The organism is uncultured Fibrobacter sp. (assembly GCF_900316465.1).
In the GTDB taxonomy this organism is placed as follows: Bacteria; Fibrobacterota; Fibrobacteria; order Fibrobacterales; family Fibrobacteraceae; genus Fibrobacter.
This window is the reverse complement of the sequence record NZ_ONDD01000001.1, coordinates 74,034-90,160: the sequence shown is the minus strand read 5'-3', so window position 1 is coordinate 90,160 and position 16,127 is coordinate 74,034. Positions and strand designations below refer to the sequence as shown.

The window sequence follows — 16,127 nt, the reverse complement described above, 5'->3', positions numbered from 1 at the left end:
TATTTTTGGCAACCCAAAGAACCCATTTTTGTTCTTTAACTGAGGTTATGTAAGGTAGGATTATGCTGTTTGCTAAGCAAAAAACTTGCGCAAAAAAGGCGGGTTATACCCTAGTCGAAGTCCTGGTGGTTGTCGTTATCATGGGCATTCTTTCGACGATGGGTGTTGTAGGTCTGCAGCGAGCTGTTGCGAATGCCCGCATTAAAGATGCTGCTGTCAATACGTCCGCTTTTATTGAACGAGTGGGTAATGAAGCAATCCGCATGTCTGCCGAAATTTGTCTAGCCAAGAGTGGCGATCAAAAAATTCTTGTTTACAAGGTGGATTCCAAGACAGAATGCCACGGAACGCGTATCGATTCTTTGGTGATTGATTACCCGAATAAGTTTACGACAATGTCCGCTTGCGGCATGCCGGCAGGTGTTCCTGATTTGTTGACTACTGGCGAAGTGGACAAGCGCTTCTTTAAACCGAAAACGGGTCTTTCCGCTGTACCGGTTGAAGGGGCTATTTGCATTCAGCATGGCAATGATCAACTTTTTGGCGCGGCGAGAAAGCTTAAAACGTCCAATTCTGTTCGTCCGCAGTGGAAAATCGGAAACGATGTGACTGCAAACGGAGCAGATTGGATGGACTTGTAGTCTTTTTTTGGGTGGAGTACGGATGTTGGACAAAACTTTATATGGAAAGTTGCGCCCGCAGGGCAAGCGCGGCTTTGGTATAGCAGAGGTGCTAATCGCTGCTGCCGTGCTCGGCTTTTTGTATATGGCTGTCATGAATTTGCAGAGTGGCAATCGTGACGCCCTTCTCCGTATTCGTGGTCGCGACGGTGCGACCGAAGTGGCCCAGCAGATTATCGACACCTTGAGCGCAAGGGGCATTGCTGAATTGTCTGACGACAAACTTGTTTCTTGTGGCGCCGGTTGCCTGACCTTGGCAAAAACAGGTGGCGCAGGAGCCTTGGAGCCCGATACCATCAAGGTGATTCGTGAATGGGACGGACAGCCTGGAATTCTACCCAACAAAATGAAGGTTGAATACAAGGCCGTGGTAACCGTGTCGTCTGATGCCGATTATTTGTCGAGCAATCAGACCCAGTATTCAGAGAATGCTACCGAAACTTCTGAAAAAACGGTGGCACACGTTTATGCCAAACGCCTTGATGTCAAGGTCAACTGGGATTTTAAAAACTCAACGCAGTCTATCACGATTTCTGGGGTAATCAGATGAAACGCGGTTTTACCCTCATGGAATTGTTGGTCTATATGGCCATTCTTGGTATCATCGTGCTGATTGCCGGTGAGGCTTTTAGCAATTCGACCAAGTTCCGCGTACGTACCCAGAACATGTTGAAGGCATCGCAAGAAGCTGAAAATGTCGGAACGCTTTTTAAGGAAGATGCGGCTCAGCTTGGGGCAAAAGCTTCTTTGGATGTGACTACCTATGGGCTGTATCCGCGTGTGTATATGGATCCTACGAATAGCGATAACGATTTGAAGGATTCTTCTTCTTATGCAGTTACGGCTATTGATGCTGCCCATGACATGTTGACGTTCAAGCGAGTCCGCTATACCGATGCTGGCGCTTACGAGGCGGTGGATTCTGTGGTCTGGAAAACGGAAGGCAAAACGCTCTATCGTTCTTGCAAGACCGTCGAAGGTACTGCGTCAAGTTCGTGCCCGAACGATGAACCGTCAACGGTTGAAATGGCTACGGGAGTAGATACCTTCAAGGTCATGCCGGCTACTCCGGGGGCGACCTCTGCGGCAGCGGTTATATTCCCGGCTCCTGCAGTTCCCCCTGCTACAGAAAATAAGGAATTCAAGTTGATTCCAAGATATGGCGAAGGCGATTTCTTGTTCTTGACGGTGACTCCTGTAGAAGGAGGAACAAGCGTTGCCCTGACTGGCTTTGCCACTAATTACGATTTTGAAAATGAGGCACCGCTGCTGAACCAGAAACTTGGTAACCAGGTGTTCTTGGGCGAAAAGAATTCTACAACGGCCGTTTGGAATGCGCAATGTTCCAGGTTCTCGTTACAGCCCGATGTGGAATATGAACTTTCGTTCTCGATGCCCTTTGCAAGCGATGACGTTAGCCGAATGTTTGTTCCTGGACGAGACCACATGTCTGTCGGGTTCAGAAAAATTGCTGACGGTAAGCGTCCGGCCCAAATCAATGACTTCCTTTTCTTCCCGCCGACAATGAGCGGTGCCTCTGCTGGTAAGCGTACCATGCGATTCTCGGTCAAGGAAGCGGTTAACGATGTTTGTATTGCTTTTACGTTCTCCACTTATTCGCCTGTGGCGGCAAGTGGAAAAATCCAGTTTAATGATGTCGTGTTTAAGAAGGTAGAAAGCTCTAACTATAAGTTCGTCGCATCCACTATTGCTGTTTCTGAAAAGAAAAATGTTAAAGCTTTTCGATTGAGGATGAGCGTTAGTCGCGGCGCTCACGGCGATGGCCGTGGCGAAACGGGTGACGTTACCTTGATTGTACCCACTCCAAGTAATGGTCCCAGAGACTAGGAGGAGTATATGTTTTTTGACCAACGAAAGATTGCTGCTAAAGCAGGCGTTTCTTTAATTACAGTTTTGCTGTTTATGCTGATTGCAACTATTGCTGCAACGGCTACATGGAAATGGATTACGAGTGAAAGTAGGTCGAGCGCTAGCCGTATGTTGCAGCGCGAAGCTTACCAGAGCTCTCTTGCGGGTATCGAAAATGCCCGCGCCTGGATGACTTACCATGCTAATGATGTGGGTGGTATCGTTGGCCAGTTTTTCGAAAATTCGAATAAGCCCATTCAGTTGACTTCTGTATTGCGTCCTCTGGCAAAGGCTGGGCAAACTTACGATGTCTGGCTGACTGGCGTAAAGACCGAAAACAATGTCTACAAGCTGGAAATCTTGTCTGCAGGTCAAGCCCGTAATGGCACAAGACATAGTGAAGTCGCCATTTTGAATGTGACCGGATTGTATCAGGTGAAGGTGCCCGGAAAGAAACACAGCAGTACGACGGATTTTGATTACGCATATTATGGCGGCGGTTTCCATTCAACACAGGTGGTGGTGACATCGGCTGCGGTAAATGGCGACTGGAACGGAAACCCTCCGGTGGTGACTAAGAACTGGGTGGTGACAGGTAATGTTTCTCTCAGCGGTAATAACATAAATGTCGGAGGTACGACATGTGTAGGCGGAAATGTATCTTCTGAAAACAATGGCTTTTCTACCAAAGAACTGTATGTGGGTGGAAATTTTGATGGCCTTTTAAAAGATGCCGCGGGCGATGTTTACTTTGAAGGAAAGGTCCAACATGGTGGAACCGGTTCTATTAATATTGCCGGAAGTGCAACGGTGAATGGAACTTTGATAACGAACCAGAGTGCGTCTGATAGGGCAATCGTTATCGAGAAGGATTTGTGCCTTTCAGAAAATGCGATGGTCGTTTCCAGCGGAACAAGTGATGTGTTCCGAGTCGAAGGAAATGTCTGGATGCCGGGCAATAATAACCTGTGGTATGGAAATATAGATGCTCCTGCTAATGCATGTACATGTGCTAATGTTGAATACGAGTGCTATTACAAGGAATGTACTTGTGAAGCGGGCGGTGAATTGGCTGCTGGCGCTTGTAGAAATGACGATTGGCGCACAAAAACCTGTGAAACGGTTAAGCTTACGGGCCATTGCGGTGCAGCAGATAATGGGGCATGGCTTGATCGCAATAAAGTAAAGCGTCTGAATGCGACTTATGAGCAACAATGGTACCAGATTATGACCAAAAAAGTGAGAAAGGATGGTACGCGTACGTGTGCCTTTGGCGATGCGGATCTTATTTCTTGTAGCAGTTATAATAAAGTCACCACCAGTGACAACTATAGTGATGCCAGTAAGATTATCTTGGGTAACAAAACAAATTCTAAGGTTTATATAAAGACTGCTTATCCATCTCAAGATTATGTAGATAATCTTTATAGTATTCATTTTACTGAATCAACGGACAAGCCAAGATCGTGCTCTGATAACGCTTGCAATAGCGACTATTGGTCTAATGAAGTTTATCATCCGTATGTGCAACATACTGCTGCTGATGATCTTTATTATATCTATTATATGCCGGATGGTGCAAAGACAGTTGACTTTGGCACCTATACAGATTCCCATTGGCATAAAGACATTCTTGGATATTTTGTCAATTCTTCTGTAAACAGTCAAGATACGCGATATACCAACTCGTCTCATACAAATGAAAATATTGCTGGTGCGGTTCATGTTACTGGAACGGGTGGACAGTTTTATCGCTTGTTGAACCACAAAGGGCATGAAATCACTGGCTCGCCCTATTGCGGCTATGGCACTGCATGGCGCCCTGAATGTGGAGTGTCGCCTTGGTTCACGTCGCAGGGAACGGTTTCCCGTAATGTGTCTTCTAAGCCCTTTAATTGTGCAGACGAAGTAAAGGAAAAATGTTTTGCCTTGTGGAAAGAAGAAAATGGTTGCGAGGGCTCTAAATTTGTGGTAAACGATCCGTTGATTACTGCTTACGACGAGTTTATCAGCTATGCAGGTTTGGGTTGCGCTGCCAATATCACGAGTTGGCCGCAGTCGGGCTTTACAAAGACACTTAATGATTGCTATACTGAAAATGAAACCGAACATGAAGATCGTTTGTACAATGGATTCCTTGTCGTTGACTTGACTAGTACAGATGGAAACTATACCCAAGAATCGTTGGAGCTCAAGGGTAAATACATTATTGTTGTCGAAGATATCCTTCAGCCGGGTCAGAATGGTCTTCTCAATGTTGCAGACGATGCCTTTGTGTTCTATTATCTGAAAAAAGGCGCAAGGTACATTCAGAAGGATGCAAAGAATACCTTTATTTATACCCTGGGTGATATTGGCGAATCGGCTGATTTGAACTTGACCGGAACCATTTATTCTCCGGCTACGGCCTGTGCTAAAGCTGACTTGAAAGATGCTACGCTTACTTATAGCCCGGATGTTGTTCAGACGCTATTGGATGCGGGTGTTATCTGTAATAGTGATGATGTTCCTTGCGGTGGAACGGTTACCTCGTCTTCTTCGGCCGCGACACCGACAAGCGCTTCGTCTGAAACGCCTCAAGGTTATGACACCTATCATATTGCAACGGCTCCTCAGCTCGGAATTTCTTTGGTGTCTCAGCATGCGACTACAGAGGCGAATCCTGCGGCAGATCATTACGAAACGATTGCTGCCTCGGTGTTGGTGTTGCCGCGTGTGATTTACTTGCCGCAGAACCCTGTGGGCCGACTGAGCGACTACTATAATGTCGTCAATTTGAACGGTGCTACAGAGGTTAAGAATCCGGCCAATGTAACCTGTACTTCGGGCTCCATTAATACAACGGGACTCTTGTATCAAGATGGAAATAAAATCGCCAAGGGAATATACAACTGTAAGTATAGAAGTACCGAGTATGGCGATAATCCGTTCTATGTGGTGGTCGATGGATTGTCTGGCCTCGATCCTGCGGTGCATTTTGTCGATCCTGAAGCAGAAGTGAATTCGGGAACGCCTGCAACGGTTTCTCTGGAGATTCCTCAGTTCAGCCACGGTAATATTGAGGTGGATGTATTGGTTTCTTCGATTCCGAGTGGCTGGACGGTTACGCCTCAGGCTGGTGTCGAATTGCGCGGCAATTCTAGTGGCAGACTCTACAAGGTGACGGCTGTTCCTTCGGCAACGACGACAATACACAAGCCCTTGTTTACGGTGTCTCTGGCATCGGATGCGGCAAGAGGTGAAGTCGTATTCCAGTTGATAACTCCTTGCGAAGGCTGTACGATTGGCACTCCGAATATTGAAAAAGTGTTCTTGACGGGTTATGCCGACATTGAAAGAAAATCTATTGCTCAGTATTGTACAATCTATGCTGAAGATTGTGCGAACAATGGCTATGCCAGCAAGGTCAATTTGCCTGACTGCGATGACCTTGTTACGGGAGAATGGGTCAAGGCCCAAGGCCTGAACTGTAAGATAAAAGATCCTACATCGAGCAATAGGAACAACGCATGGACTTGCGGAACGAATATGGCTATTTCGCTTGTCGGGGCCTCCAATGTTCCTAATTACTGCGAATTGATTATTCCGGTGGACAACAATAGGATTGCTCAGGCCGAAGATGAACAAACCTATGACTTGTATGCATCGCTGAAACGCAAGGTTTATTCGCTGACCGTCAATAAAGAGAGTAAAAAGGGTGCTATTTCGGATAACACCAAGCTGAATGTGTTTATCAGTTCAAATGGAGCGTTCTCTGACACTCCTGACCAGGTCTGCTCTGATGCGTCTTGTACTTACAGCGTTTATGCTGGGTACGCTGTAAAGGTAGAGTACGAAAACGATGTGAGTGACAAGTTCTCGTATTGGCATTGCTCTGGGACCGATTGCACTTCTTCTGATGGCTATACATCTGAGTCTTATACGATACCAAAGATTCAAGGCAATAATACGGTGACGGCAACGTTCAACGATGTGGATAAACATTGCTTCTATGAAGATTTTGCTGGCTTGGCCGCCTTCTGTACGGGTGCAAATACTCATTGTATTGCCAACTGTGCCAATCCGCCTTGTTCTGTGAGATCCATTTCAGAAGAATGGCAACTGATTTATGGCAATAGCGGTAATGGAAATGGTGGCGGAAATGGAAAAGATAAGGATAAAAATAAGGATAATGGTAACGGAAATTCGAATAAAAACGAAAATGTGGCTCCGATTATAAATTCGAGCGAAGGCTCGATTTCACAGGGAAATGTTGGCAACGGAAACCAAAACAGTAGTAATGGTCGACAGACGGTTATCTTGAGTTCTAAGGAAGCTGGGCCGAATGGCACGATGAGCGCCTTGATGACTGTTCCTATGGCGCAAAATAGTAGCAGTAATATCTTCTTGAACTCGGGCTTGATATTCCGTTCTAATGAAGATGCGACGGACTATACGACATTCAGCCTTTATGGTTCAAAGAATAAAGATTTGGTTCTCCATGTCTGTAAAGATAATGGCCAAGGAAGAAACAACTCTAACGGATGTTGGGAGTATATGTCTAAAAAATTTACTATCACGAGTAATACTCGTGCGGTTGTTCAGCTGATTCTGCAAGATAATATGCTCACAATCGTTGTGACTATTGGCGACGAAACTGAAACGGTTTCGATGGATGTTTCTGGATACAGTTCGATGAACAATAAGTATGTCGGCATGAAACTGTCAGATGATGCCTACTCGCTTTACGATATCGGATGGGAAAGCTCTTCTTACCCGGGTGAAGGTTGCTGGGATATACCGACGGTTCACTGTTCCTTCAAGGCGAATTATCTTGGTGGACTTGTACCTATCAATACAGATGTAACGCCGTGGGTGAATATTTCTAGCTGGTTTACCGAAAACAACTGTACTCCCGATTATTTCTATAACGGAAGCGATAACGTTTCGAATCAGATCTCTGACGCGAATTATGGATATAAGTTGACAAGCTCTACTTATAACTTTACAGAAGAAGGCGCCCATGGCCCTGAAAACAAGGATGCCAAGGTGACTGTTACTTGCCCGACAGGGGTGTCTACCAGTTTGGGAACAAGTGCAATTAGTTGTGAATCCTTCTGGGTTGGCGAACTTATTCCTTGTACGAATAATTACGGCAGCCTGTTGAGCGAAACCTATCATGCGTCGGCTGGCGAAAATACAATTGATATAAGTACAGATGGAATCAACATGCGAGAAGCGACGTTCTTCATCAGAATCGCCGGTTTGAGCAACGGTGGACAGGTGATTGTCAGTCTGAAGGATGTCAATGGTCATAAGAGTTTGCCTTCGACTTTGTCGTATGAAGGGGAGCATTCTCTGAGTGTCGAAATTATGTCGAATGCAGATGGTTTTGATCCGGAACATGTGACGGCAATCGTAGTCGTCGGTGATGCCGGTTTCACGGTTGAATCGGCAAGAACGACATGCCCTTATGCCTTGGGCCTTTCGAATTGTTCTGCTCGCTATAACGGAACATCGTGGGTGGTTACCGCCAATATCAATAATATTGCCGGTGCCAAGGAGAATGGCTGTTCCATCTCTGTTAACAGCACGAGTATTGATGTTACGAACCATGCTGAATTGACGTGTCCCTCTGATGGTGTATTCACTATACCGGATGCCGGATTCTATGAAAGGTTGAATGAGAATAATTCTACTCAAGAAATCACGTTCACCATTTCGGCAAAGAATTTGATTGATGACGTGGTAACGTGTTCTCCGACGGCAAGCTATTCGCCGGTAGAAATTACTTGCAGCGTCGCTTCTGGAACTGCTGTTCAGGGACAGGGGGTTCCGACTCTTAGCTATTCCATTGCGAACTGTCCTTCGACAGGTTGCCCATATACGTTATCTCTGTCGACGAGTCCTGTTACGACGGCAGAAGGTTCTCAGTCAGGAAGCAGTGACACGTGGACGCCTCCAGTGAACACGGCGACTGCGCTTAGCGCGACTTCGTATGCTTATACCATTGAATCGATGGGAAAATCTAAGAATTGCGGCAGCTTTGATGTGGTGGCGGCTTCTCCGGCAAGCGTGTCGGAATGTGCAATATCGAATGGATCATTTACGGCGACAATTGTTCCTGCAAATGATGGAAGTTCGTGGTCTGTTGCGCTTGGTGCTTCCGATGCGCTTGGAAATGTAATTGCCGGCTTCTCACCGACTGGAACAGGAACCGGTACGAGCTATAGCGTTGCTTTGCCCACGATCGCTCAGCAATCTTCGGATGTCACGTATCATATTAACATGACTCTGAATGGCGTTGCTGTTACAAGTTGTTCGCCGTCTTGGACTATTGCCGGATCTGGCAACAACAATAATGGTGGCGATAACGATGACGACGATGATGACGATGACGATGACACCAGTACACTTTCTTGTTCTTCGACTGCAGTTACCAATCAAAACCCGGGAACGGCTATTTCCATAACACCGTCTGTTACGGGTTGTAGCGACGGCTGCTCGTATTCTATTTCGCCTGCAACAACAGATGGCTCTGGGTCAAATTATACTAGTGGATCAATCTCTTTCTATAACGTTAATGGAACGGGTGGTCCTGTGGAACATACATTGACGCTGACTCGTGGTACGGCAACAACCTCTTGCAATTTCAACGTGACATTTGTGTCGGATGATGACGATGAGGAGGAAACGGATGACGAGGGTGAATGTCATTGTACATGTTCTAGTGGATGTGATAATGTTATAAAAACTGGATGGAATGGGTCAAATAAGCAGGGATGCTATTTTACGAAGACTGCAGGAACTTTTCTTGGAGCGTATGCAGGACTTTGCGTTAATGTTAATGGCACGGATTTCTGTGATAGCTGGTTTGACTGGTCGTCATATTTTGATCCGCTGACGAAAAAAGATGGCGGATGGTACATTCAATTCAATGGAGATAATGTTGCTGCGAATTTTGTTGGCGGCACACCGACATGCAAGTAAAATATGTCAATTTTATAGTCCTATTGAATTTTGCTTTTAAACAAAACGGGCTGCGTTGAGCAGTCCGTTTTTTGTTTTTAGTTAAAGCGCTTGCGGTTTATGGTTTGCTACTTCAGCGGGTTCTTGTCGCTCTTGTACCACTTCATGAATTCGGCGATGCCGTCGTGCAGGCTCCAGTGGGGCTTGTAGCCGCATTCTGTTTCGAGCTTGGTGGTATCGGCGTTGGTCTGGTACACGTCGCCGGGCTGCATGGGCAAGAAGTTCTTCTTGGCAGGCTCGCCGTAAGCGTTTTCGATTTCCGCAATAAAGTCCATAAGCTTTATGGGGTGGCTGCAGCCGATGTTATAAATCTTGTAGGGTACGTTGTTTGGACACTTGGCGGCATCGGGCACATGGTCCAGCGTGTGGATGGTGCCTTCGGCGATGTCATCGATGTAGGTAAAGTCGCGGATCATGTCGCCGTTGTTGAATACCTTGATGGGTTCGCCCTTGGAAATGGCGCGGGCAAAAAGCATGGGCGACATGTCGGGACGTCCCCACGGCCCGTATACGGTAAAGAACCGTAGACCCGCGACGGGCAGGTTGTAAAGCTTGCTGTAGCTGTGGGCCATGAGCTCGTTGCTCTTCTTGCTGGCGGCGTACAGGCTCACCGGATTGTCGACCTTGTCATCTTCGCTGTAAGGCACCTTGCTGTTGAGGCCGTACACGGAACTCGACGAGGCAAACACGAGATACTTGACTTGGTTGTGGCGGCAGGCTTCCAGAATGTTCAGAAAACCGACCAGGTTGCTTTGCAGGTAAGCATACGGGTTCGTAATGGAGTAGCGCACGCCTGCTTGGGCGGCGAGGTTCACGACCTTGTCGAACTTTTCTTCGGCAAAGAGCTTGTCGAGCGGTTCCTTGTCGTCGATGCCCATCTTTACAAATCGGCAGTTCATGTACTTGGTGCTTTGAACCATGGCGCCGTAGGCGAAGTTGTCGCCGGGCTGCTCGATGCCGCCTTCGCGGAGGCGGCCGTACTTGAGGCGTACATCGTAATAGTCGTTAATATTGTCGAGGCCTACAACTTCATCGCCGCGTTCTGCAAGCATGAACATGAGCTTGGAACCAATAAAACCTGCTGCACCTGTAACCAAAATTTTCATGCGAGATAATATAGTAAAGTAAATGAAATTTGCTGAAGTAGAAAGGAACCGGCTCCCTGAATCTAGTTCAGGGCGGGCTTGGGCCGGAATGACAGAGGGCGTGTTTTTCTACCTTTCGTCGTGATGTCCACGGTTATCTTGTTTAACAAACCTTTTGGCGTTTTGAGCCAGTTCACGCCGGAATCGGGCCATGCAGCGCTCGATACGTTCGGGTTCCCGCCGGGAGTGTATGCGGCTGGGCGCTTGGATCACGATAGTGAGGGCGCGCTCTTGCTGACGGATAACGGCAAGTTAATCAAGAAACTGCTGGACCCGAAATTTGAGCACCCGCGTACCTACTTGGCACAAGTAGACGGCCAGATTACCGAAGAGGCGGTGCGCAAACTTGCGAAAGGGGTAGACATCAAGGGCTATCATACCAAACCTTGCAAGGCAGAAATTGCTGAAGAACCCGACTGGCTTTGGCCCCGCAATCCGCCGGTACGTTTTCGCGCGAACATTCCCACGAGCTGGGTGCGTCTCACGCTCATCGAAGGCAAAAATCGCCAGGTCCGCCACATGACCGCGGCAGTAGGGTTCCCGACACTTCGCCTAATTCGCGTGAAAATCGGCAATATTTCGCTAGGTGGTTTAAATCCGGGCGAGTGGCGCGTGGTTACCGATAAAGTTGTTTAAATTTAAGGTAGATCCACTGATGTGGCGGGAGGACAAAGATGAAGAAGACTGCTCAAATTCTGACGGGTGTTTTTGCGCTCGGACTAATTGCTTGTTCTGAAAGCAATAAAACTGCCGGAGGAGTTTCCATTGAAGAAAATACCGTTGCCGAGGGCGTAAGCAGTTCCTCTGTTGAGCAGGTCTCGAGTTCTTCCATTCAGCAAGGCATAAGCTCCGCGACTGTGTCGGACGTATCCATGAGCTCCGGAACGATTAATGTTACGCCGGTGCCGGTGGATATTGATGTTAAACCTGTCATTCTTTGGGATGGTGATGCCGGTGTGTATAAGGTGAATACCGGGAGCGAAGATTCTGGTTTCTGGTTCACTTGGGGTGACGACGAAGACGGCGGCACGTCTAAAATTATGTTCCCTGTGGAAATGGGAAATGAGTATTCCGGAGATTCGTACGACCCGGTCGTTGATTATTGCGGCGGTTTCTGCGGAACGGTTGAGTTTGGCGGTTCTATTCCGAATCCTAGCGCGGGGGCTGCATTTAGTGTGGCCGATGAAGGTCTGTATGCCGATATTTCGGAATGGCGAGGCCTTTGCGTGACTTACTCGTCTGAATTGTTGTTTGATGTTTACGTTGTTCCGGAGCTTGGCGACGATGCCGATGCATCCGCGATTCCGCGAGTGGAAATGCCTAGCGCTACGGACACGACTTTGTGCGTGAGCTGGCAAGCCTTTGCTGCAGAAGAGGCGGTAAAGAAGGCTCGTATCGTCGGCTTTGAATTTAAGGGCTCGGCCGGTGAAAAAGGCTTCTTCAATATCAAGGCGATTAGCTCTTACGACGAATCCTTACCGCAGTTATCGAGCTCAAATTAAACTATCTTGTACGAAAAATACGAGATAGTTAAAATGAAAATTGAAAAAAATAGAATGGGTTTTTATGGCGCAGCAATTGTCTCTGCGGCGCTGATGGCTTTTTCTCTTACCGCCTGCAACGAGTCTGGTGCCTCCAAGAGCGCGGGCTCGAAAAGTGCGGACTTGAACTGCCCGGAACTCCCGCTGGATTCTACGGCCACGGGCGAGTTTGACCCGATTGCCTCGAAGGATGCCCGCCCCTGCGGAACGATTACGCTCTGGGGCTCTGCAATGCCCAAGTCCTTTAACATGTGGGAAGACTACAACAGCTTCTCGGCCGAACTCATGGGCATGATGTTCGAACCGCTCGTGAGCCTGCATAGCACTGAAGACCGCGAAGTGGGAATCCTCGCCGACAGCTGGAATGTGTCCGAAGACGGCAAGACGTTTACCTTCCATGTGGACCCGCGAGCCAAGTGGAGTGACGGCAAGGCGATTACCGCCGAAGACGTGCAGTTCTACTACGACGTCATCATGGACGAAAAGAACCTGACGCCGATTTTCAAGGTGGGGCTTAGCCGCTTTGACCGCCCCGAAGTGGTGGATAGCCTGACGGTCAAGATGACCGCCAAGGAATCTCACTGGGGTAACTTCTGGGAAGCCGCAGGCATGCTCGCCTTCCCGAAGCACGCTTGGGCCGGCAAGGACTTTAACCAGATCCGCTACGATTTCCCGGTGGTTAGCGGTCCCTATATCATCAAGACCTTCCGCGAAGACCGCTATGTAGAACTTGCTCGCCGCGCCGACTGGTGGGGCTTCAAGAAAAACTGGAACCGCGGCAAGTACAATTTTGAAAAGATCCGCTACCGTTTTATGAACGACCAGACGAAGGCCCTCGAAGCCTTCAAGAAGCAAGACTTCAACGCTTACGCCATTTACACCAGCAGCATCTGGATGAAACAGACGGACTTCGATGCCGTCAAGAAAGGCTGGGCTGTAAAGCAGCGCATCTTCAACAAGGAACCGATCGGTTTCCAGGGTATGGCAATCAACTTGCGCAAGCCCCAGTTCCAGGATGTTCGCGTGCGTCGCGCCTTGAGCATGCTCCTGAATCGCGAGGCCATGAACGAAAAGTATATGTTCGGCCAGTATTTCTTACTGAACAGCTACTACCCGGACTTGTGGGAAAACAACCAGAACCCGACGGCTCCGCTTTACACCTTTAACCCCGACAGCGCCCGCGCCCTCTTTGCTGAGGCTGGCTACAAGGTGAACGCTCAGGGCGTGCTTGAAAAAGACGGCAAACCGTTTGCCATCAACTTTATCACGAGCCAAGAAGACTTGCGCCACCTCACGCTTTTCCAGGAAGACTTGAAGAAGGTGGGCGTTGTGGCGACTATCGAACAGATGTCGCAGAGCACGCTCCGCAAGCGCCTGGACGATGCTGACTTTGACCTTTACTGGGTGAACTGGGGCGCAGGCCGTCTCCGCGACCCGGAAGCAAGCTGGTCTTCGGCAACCGCACTGCAGAAGGGTACGAACAACCTCGCCGGCGTGCAGGACAAGGTGGTGGATAGCCTTATCAACTTGCAGAAGACTGAATTCGACTTGGCCAAGCGTAACGAAATCTTGAAGGCACTCGACAACCGTCTCTCTGAAATCGTGCCGTACGTGTTGATGTGGCAATGCGACCACCACCGCATTCTTTACTGGAACCGCTACGGCACGCCCGAAAAGGTGCTGGACCGCTTTAACCGCGAAGACGCCATCCCGGTTTACTGGTGGCTCGATCCGGCAAAGTCCGCAGCGCTTGACAAGGCCATGAAGGCCGGCGAATCCCTCCCGATTCCCGAATACGATATCAAGTAGACAGTAGAATGGGTCATTCCCCGCCTGCGCGGGCATGACAATTGAAAAAAGCGTGCTGAAATATCAGCACGCCTTAATTTTTTTTTCGCGTTCTTCTAAGAATTAGAAGTAGAATTCGGCACCGACGTACAGGCCGGTTGCGTCGCCGCCCATGTTGTCATGGTCGCCGCTACGAACAAAGAGCTTGCCGGTGACTTCCAACTGTTTCGGGATCACGTAGATACCGCATCCGAGCCAGATGATAATCTGGTGGTCGCCGTCGTCGTCGCCACCCACTTCGACGCCGTTGTCTTCCCAAGTGCTTTCGGTAAGGCGGAACTTGAGTTGCAAGCCGAAGAGCGGTGTGATTTCTGTGTTCGGAACGGTATAGGCGATTTCGCCGCCCATGTGCAATTCCAAACCGCGTTCATTGTTGTCGTGTTCAAAACCCCAGAAAAGGCCTGCTTCGGTTCCGAACTTGAGGCCCGGAGCCTCCTTGATCGGCATGCTGAACTGGCCGCCCAAATAGAGGGCGATTTCTTCGCTAGAAGGAGGAGTTGTGTGGCTGATGCCGTTGTAATCGACATCGTCATTGCCGACGGGTAGAATAAGGTCTACAAAACCGCTGAACATGGGGTCGAACTGATAGCGGGCGCCGATAGTCAGGTCGCGAAGGCCGCTACCGCCGTTCACGCAGCCACTGCAGTCCCATTCGCCCCAGAACTGGTAGCCCCAATCCTGCAAGGAAATTTCGAGGTTGGAGATGACGCTGTAGCGAACACCGATACCGAGGCCGGCGTTAGACCAATCGTGGTCCCAGTTATAATAGAGGTTGCCCTTAACGGAACCCTTGCCGCCTTCGAGAACGGGGTAGTAGTCCCAAGTTGCAAAAGCGGCGCTAGAAACGAGGGCCGCTGCGAGTGCGATTTTTTTGAACATTCCAGACTCCTTGGAAAAAGTTTTGAATTACAATTTAGTAAAAGAACTTTGGTTAGGGGTGTAAAAAAAAGATACCCCGGACTGTTTTGTCCGGGGCAGTAAATAGCTGTTTACAAGCGGTTAGAAACGGATGACGAGAGCGCCGTTGACACCCTTAGCCTTGTTGTCTCCACCGAATGCACCCATAGAGTCGCCGGTATTGATAACGAAGTTAGCCTTGACACCGAACATGGTGTTGATGTCGTACTGTGCACCGAGCCAAATGGTGAAGCCGTTGTCGCCGGAGTGATCTTCCCACTTACCCACGCCCGAATATTCGTCGTCGGTCAGCTTGTAGTTGAATGCAAAGCCAATCCACGGAGTCAGACCGATGGATGCAATGCTGTAGTCCAATTCAGCTTGCAAGGTCAATACCAGACCATGAGAAAGGTCTTCGTCCTCAAGGTCGAAGGTAAGGCCGAGTTCAGAACCAATGTAAAGATTGGAGACGAGTTCCTGAGTATACTGGATTGCGCCATAGAAACCAAGCGGATCATACTTGCCACCAACGGCATCTTCAGAGCTCAGGGGAACCTTAATGTCCAAAGCTGCAATCAGCATGGGCATGAACTGGTAACGGGCACCAATGGTCATGGCCAGCAGACCGTCAGAATCGGGGCACTTGGCTCCATTGTCATCGCAGTGTTCGTCTTCGTTCCAGAGCTGGTAGCCGAGACCCTGGAGAGAAAGTTCCAGGTTCTGGATAACGTTGTACTTGACGTTTGCGTTGATTTGCATCATGGACCAGTCGTCATGCCAATAGTAGCTGGGGCCGATGGTGGCTTCACCCTTGTTGGCGTCGCCAACCGGGAAGAAGGTGTAGGTTGCAAAGGATGCGCTTGCAGCCATGGCTGCGACGAGTGCGATCTTCTTGAACATTTGAGTGTCTCCTTATATAATTGTTTGTAATCTAAATATAACATAGTTTTAACAGTCGGCAAGAGGAATAATGGTGAAAAGTCAAATTTTTTATGGATAAATCGGTGCTTGTAAGTCGTTGACAGTCAATAAGTTGATTTAAATCACATTTTTCGCGGAACTTGCTTGCCTTGGCCCGGTTTGTTCCATGTCACAGACACGAGGTTTTTGGGGGTACCCCCCTATCTTTTTTGGGAATT

The 16,127-nt window shown here is 48.6% G+C and carries 10 protein-coding genes; 7 read left to right on the top strand and 3 right to left on the bottom strand.

What is annotated here, in order from left to right; translation table 11 throughout:
• The first annotated feature begins 62 nt into the window (after positions 1-62).
• From QZN53_RS00270 to QZN53_RS00255, 4 genes are read left to right on the top strand one after another with little or no spacing between them, the layout of a single operon-like run.
• The gene (locus tag QZN53_RS00270; protein WP_163436625.1) at positions 63-641 is read left to right on the top strand and encodes a prepilin-type N-terminal cleavage/methylation domain-containing protein; all 579 of its coding nucleotides are present in this window, start codon (positions 63-65) and stop codon (positions 639-641) included.
• Between the two features lie 22 nt (positions 642-663).
• Positions 664-1,230 (top strand): type II secretion system protein, encoded by a 567-nt coding sequence (locus QZN53_RS00265; protein WP_163436623.1) that lies wholly within the window; start codon positions 664-666, stop codon positions 1,228-1,230.
• Positions 1,227-2,528, top strand: a complete 1,302-nt coding sequence (locus QZN53_RS00260; RefSeq protein WP_163436622.1) for a type II secretion system protein — start codon at positions 1,227-1,229, stop codon at positions 2,526-2,528. Before QZN53_RS00265 ends, QZN53_RS00260 begins: the two co-directional genes overlap by 4 nt.
• Positions 2,529-2,537: 9 nt before the next feature.
• On the top strand, positions 2,538-9,518 hold the full coding sequence (locus tag QZN53_RS00255; RefSeq protein WP_163436621.1) for a hypothetical protein: 6,981 nt from the start codon (positions 2,538-2,540) through the stop codon (positions 9,516-9,518).
• Between the two features lie 107 nt (positions 9,519-9,625).
• Here QZN53_RS00255 and QZN53_RS00250 read toward each other — a convergent pair whose 3' ends face one another.
• Positions 9,626-10,663, bottom strand: coding sequence for an NAD-dependent epimerase/dehydratase family protein (locus tag QZN53_RS00250; protein ID WP_163436620.1), 1,038 nt, complete (start codon positions 10,661-10,663; stop codon positions 9,626-9,628).
• Positions 10,664-10,786: 123 nt separating this feature from the next.
• Between QZN53_RS00250 and QZN53_RS00245 the strand changes: the two genes are divergently transcribed.
• From QZN53_RS00245 to QZN53_RS00235, 3 genes are read left to right on the top strand one after another with little or no spacing between them, the layout of a single operon-like run.
• Positions 10,787-11,338: a pseudouridine synthase gene (locus tag QZN53_RS00245; protein WP_163436619.1), complete on the top strand. Its 552-nt coding sequence runs from the start codon at positions 10,787-10,789 to the stop codon at positions 11,336-11,338.
• Positions 11,339-11,376: 38 nt separating this feature from the next.
• The gene (locus tag QZN53_RS00240; RefSeq protein WP_163436618.1) at positions 11,377-12,204 is read left to right on the top strand and encodes a hypothetical protein; all 828 of its coding nucleotides are present in this window, start codon (positions 11,377-11,379) and stop codon (positions 12,202-12,204) included.
• Between the two features lie 33 nt (positions 12,205-12,237).
• Entirely contained in the window at positions 12,238-14,052 is a 1,815-nt protein-coding gene (locus QZN53_RS00235; protein ID WP_294650742.1) for an extracellular solute-binding protein, read from the top strand.
• Between the two features lie 102 nt (positions 14,053-14,154).
• Here QZN53_RS00235 and QZN53_RS00230 read toward each other — a convergent pair whose 3' ends face one another.
• Both QZN53_RS00230 and QZN53_RS00225 read right to left on the bottom strand, forming a co-directional pair.
• Positions 14,155-14,970, bottom strand: a complete 816-nt coding sequence (locus QZN53_RS00230; protein ID WP_163436617.1) for a hypothetical protein — start codon at positions 14,968-14,970, stop codon at positions 14,155-14,157.
• 120 nt (positions 14,971-15,090) lie between these two features.
• A complete protein-coding gene (locus tag QZN53_RS00225) occupies positions 15,091-15,888 on the bottom strand; it encodes a transporter (RefSeq protein ID WP_163436616.1) in 798 nt (265 codons plus the stop codon).
• Positions 15,889-16,127 lie beyond the last annotated feature (239 nt).

What these genes read in the sequence shown, in the direction of transcription:
- QZN53_RS00260 (WP_163436622.1), top strand. Translation starts at nt 1,227, where the DNA reads ATGAAACGCGGTTTTACCCTCATGGAATTGTTGGTCTATATGGCCATT.
- QZN53_RS00225 (WP_163436616.1), bottom strand. Translation starts at nt 15,888, where the DNA reads ATGTTCAAGAAGATCGCACTCGTCGCAGCCATGGCTGCAAGCGCATCC.
- QZN53_RS00270 (WP_163436625.1), top strand. Translation starts at nt 63, where the DNA reads ATGCTGTTTGCTAAGCAAAAAACTTGCGCAAAAAAGGCGGGTTATACC.
- QZN53_RS00230 (WP_163436617.1), bottom strand. Translation starts at nt 14,970, where the DNA reads ATGTTCAAAAAAATCGCACTCGCAGCGGCCCTCGTTTCTAGCGCCGCT.
- QZN53_RS00255 (WP_163436621.1), top strand. Translation starts at nt 2,538, where the DNA reads ATGTTTTTTGACCAACGAAAGATTGCTGCTAAAGCAGGCGTTTCTTTA.
- QZN53_RS00250 (WP_163436620.1), bottom strand. Translation starts at nt 10,663, where the DNA reads ATGAAAATTTTGGTTACAGGTGCAGCAGGTTTTATTGGTTCCAAGCTC.
- QZN53_RS00240 (WP_163436618.1), top strand. Translation starts at nt 11,377, where the DNA reads ATGAAGAAGACTGCTCAAATTCTGACGGGTGTTTTTGCGCTCGGACTA.
- QZN53_RS00235 (WP_294650742.1), top strand. Translation starts at nt 12,238, where the DNA reads ATGAAAATTGAAAAAAATAGAATGGGTTTTTATGGCGCAGCAATTGTC.
- QZN53_RS00265 (WP_163436623.1), top strand. Translation starts at nt 664, where the DNA reads ATGTTGGACAAAACTTTATATGGAAAGTTGCGCCCGCAGGGCAAGCGC.
- QZN53_RS00245 (WP_163436619.1), top strand. Translation starts at nt 10,787, where the DNA reads ATGTCCACGGTTATCTTGTTTAACAAACCTTTTGGCGTTTTGAGCCAG.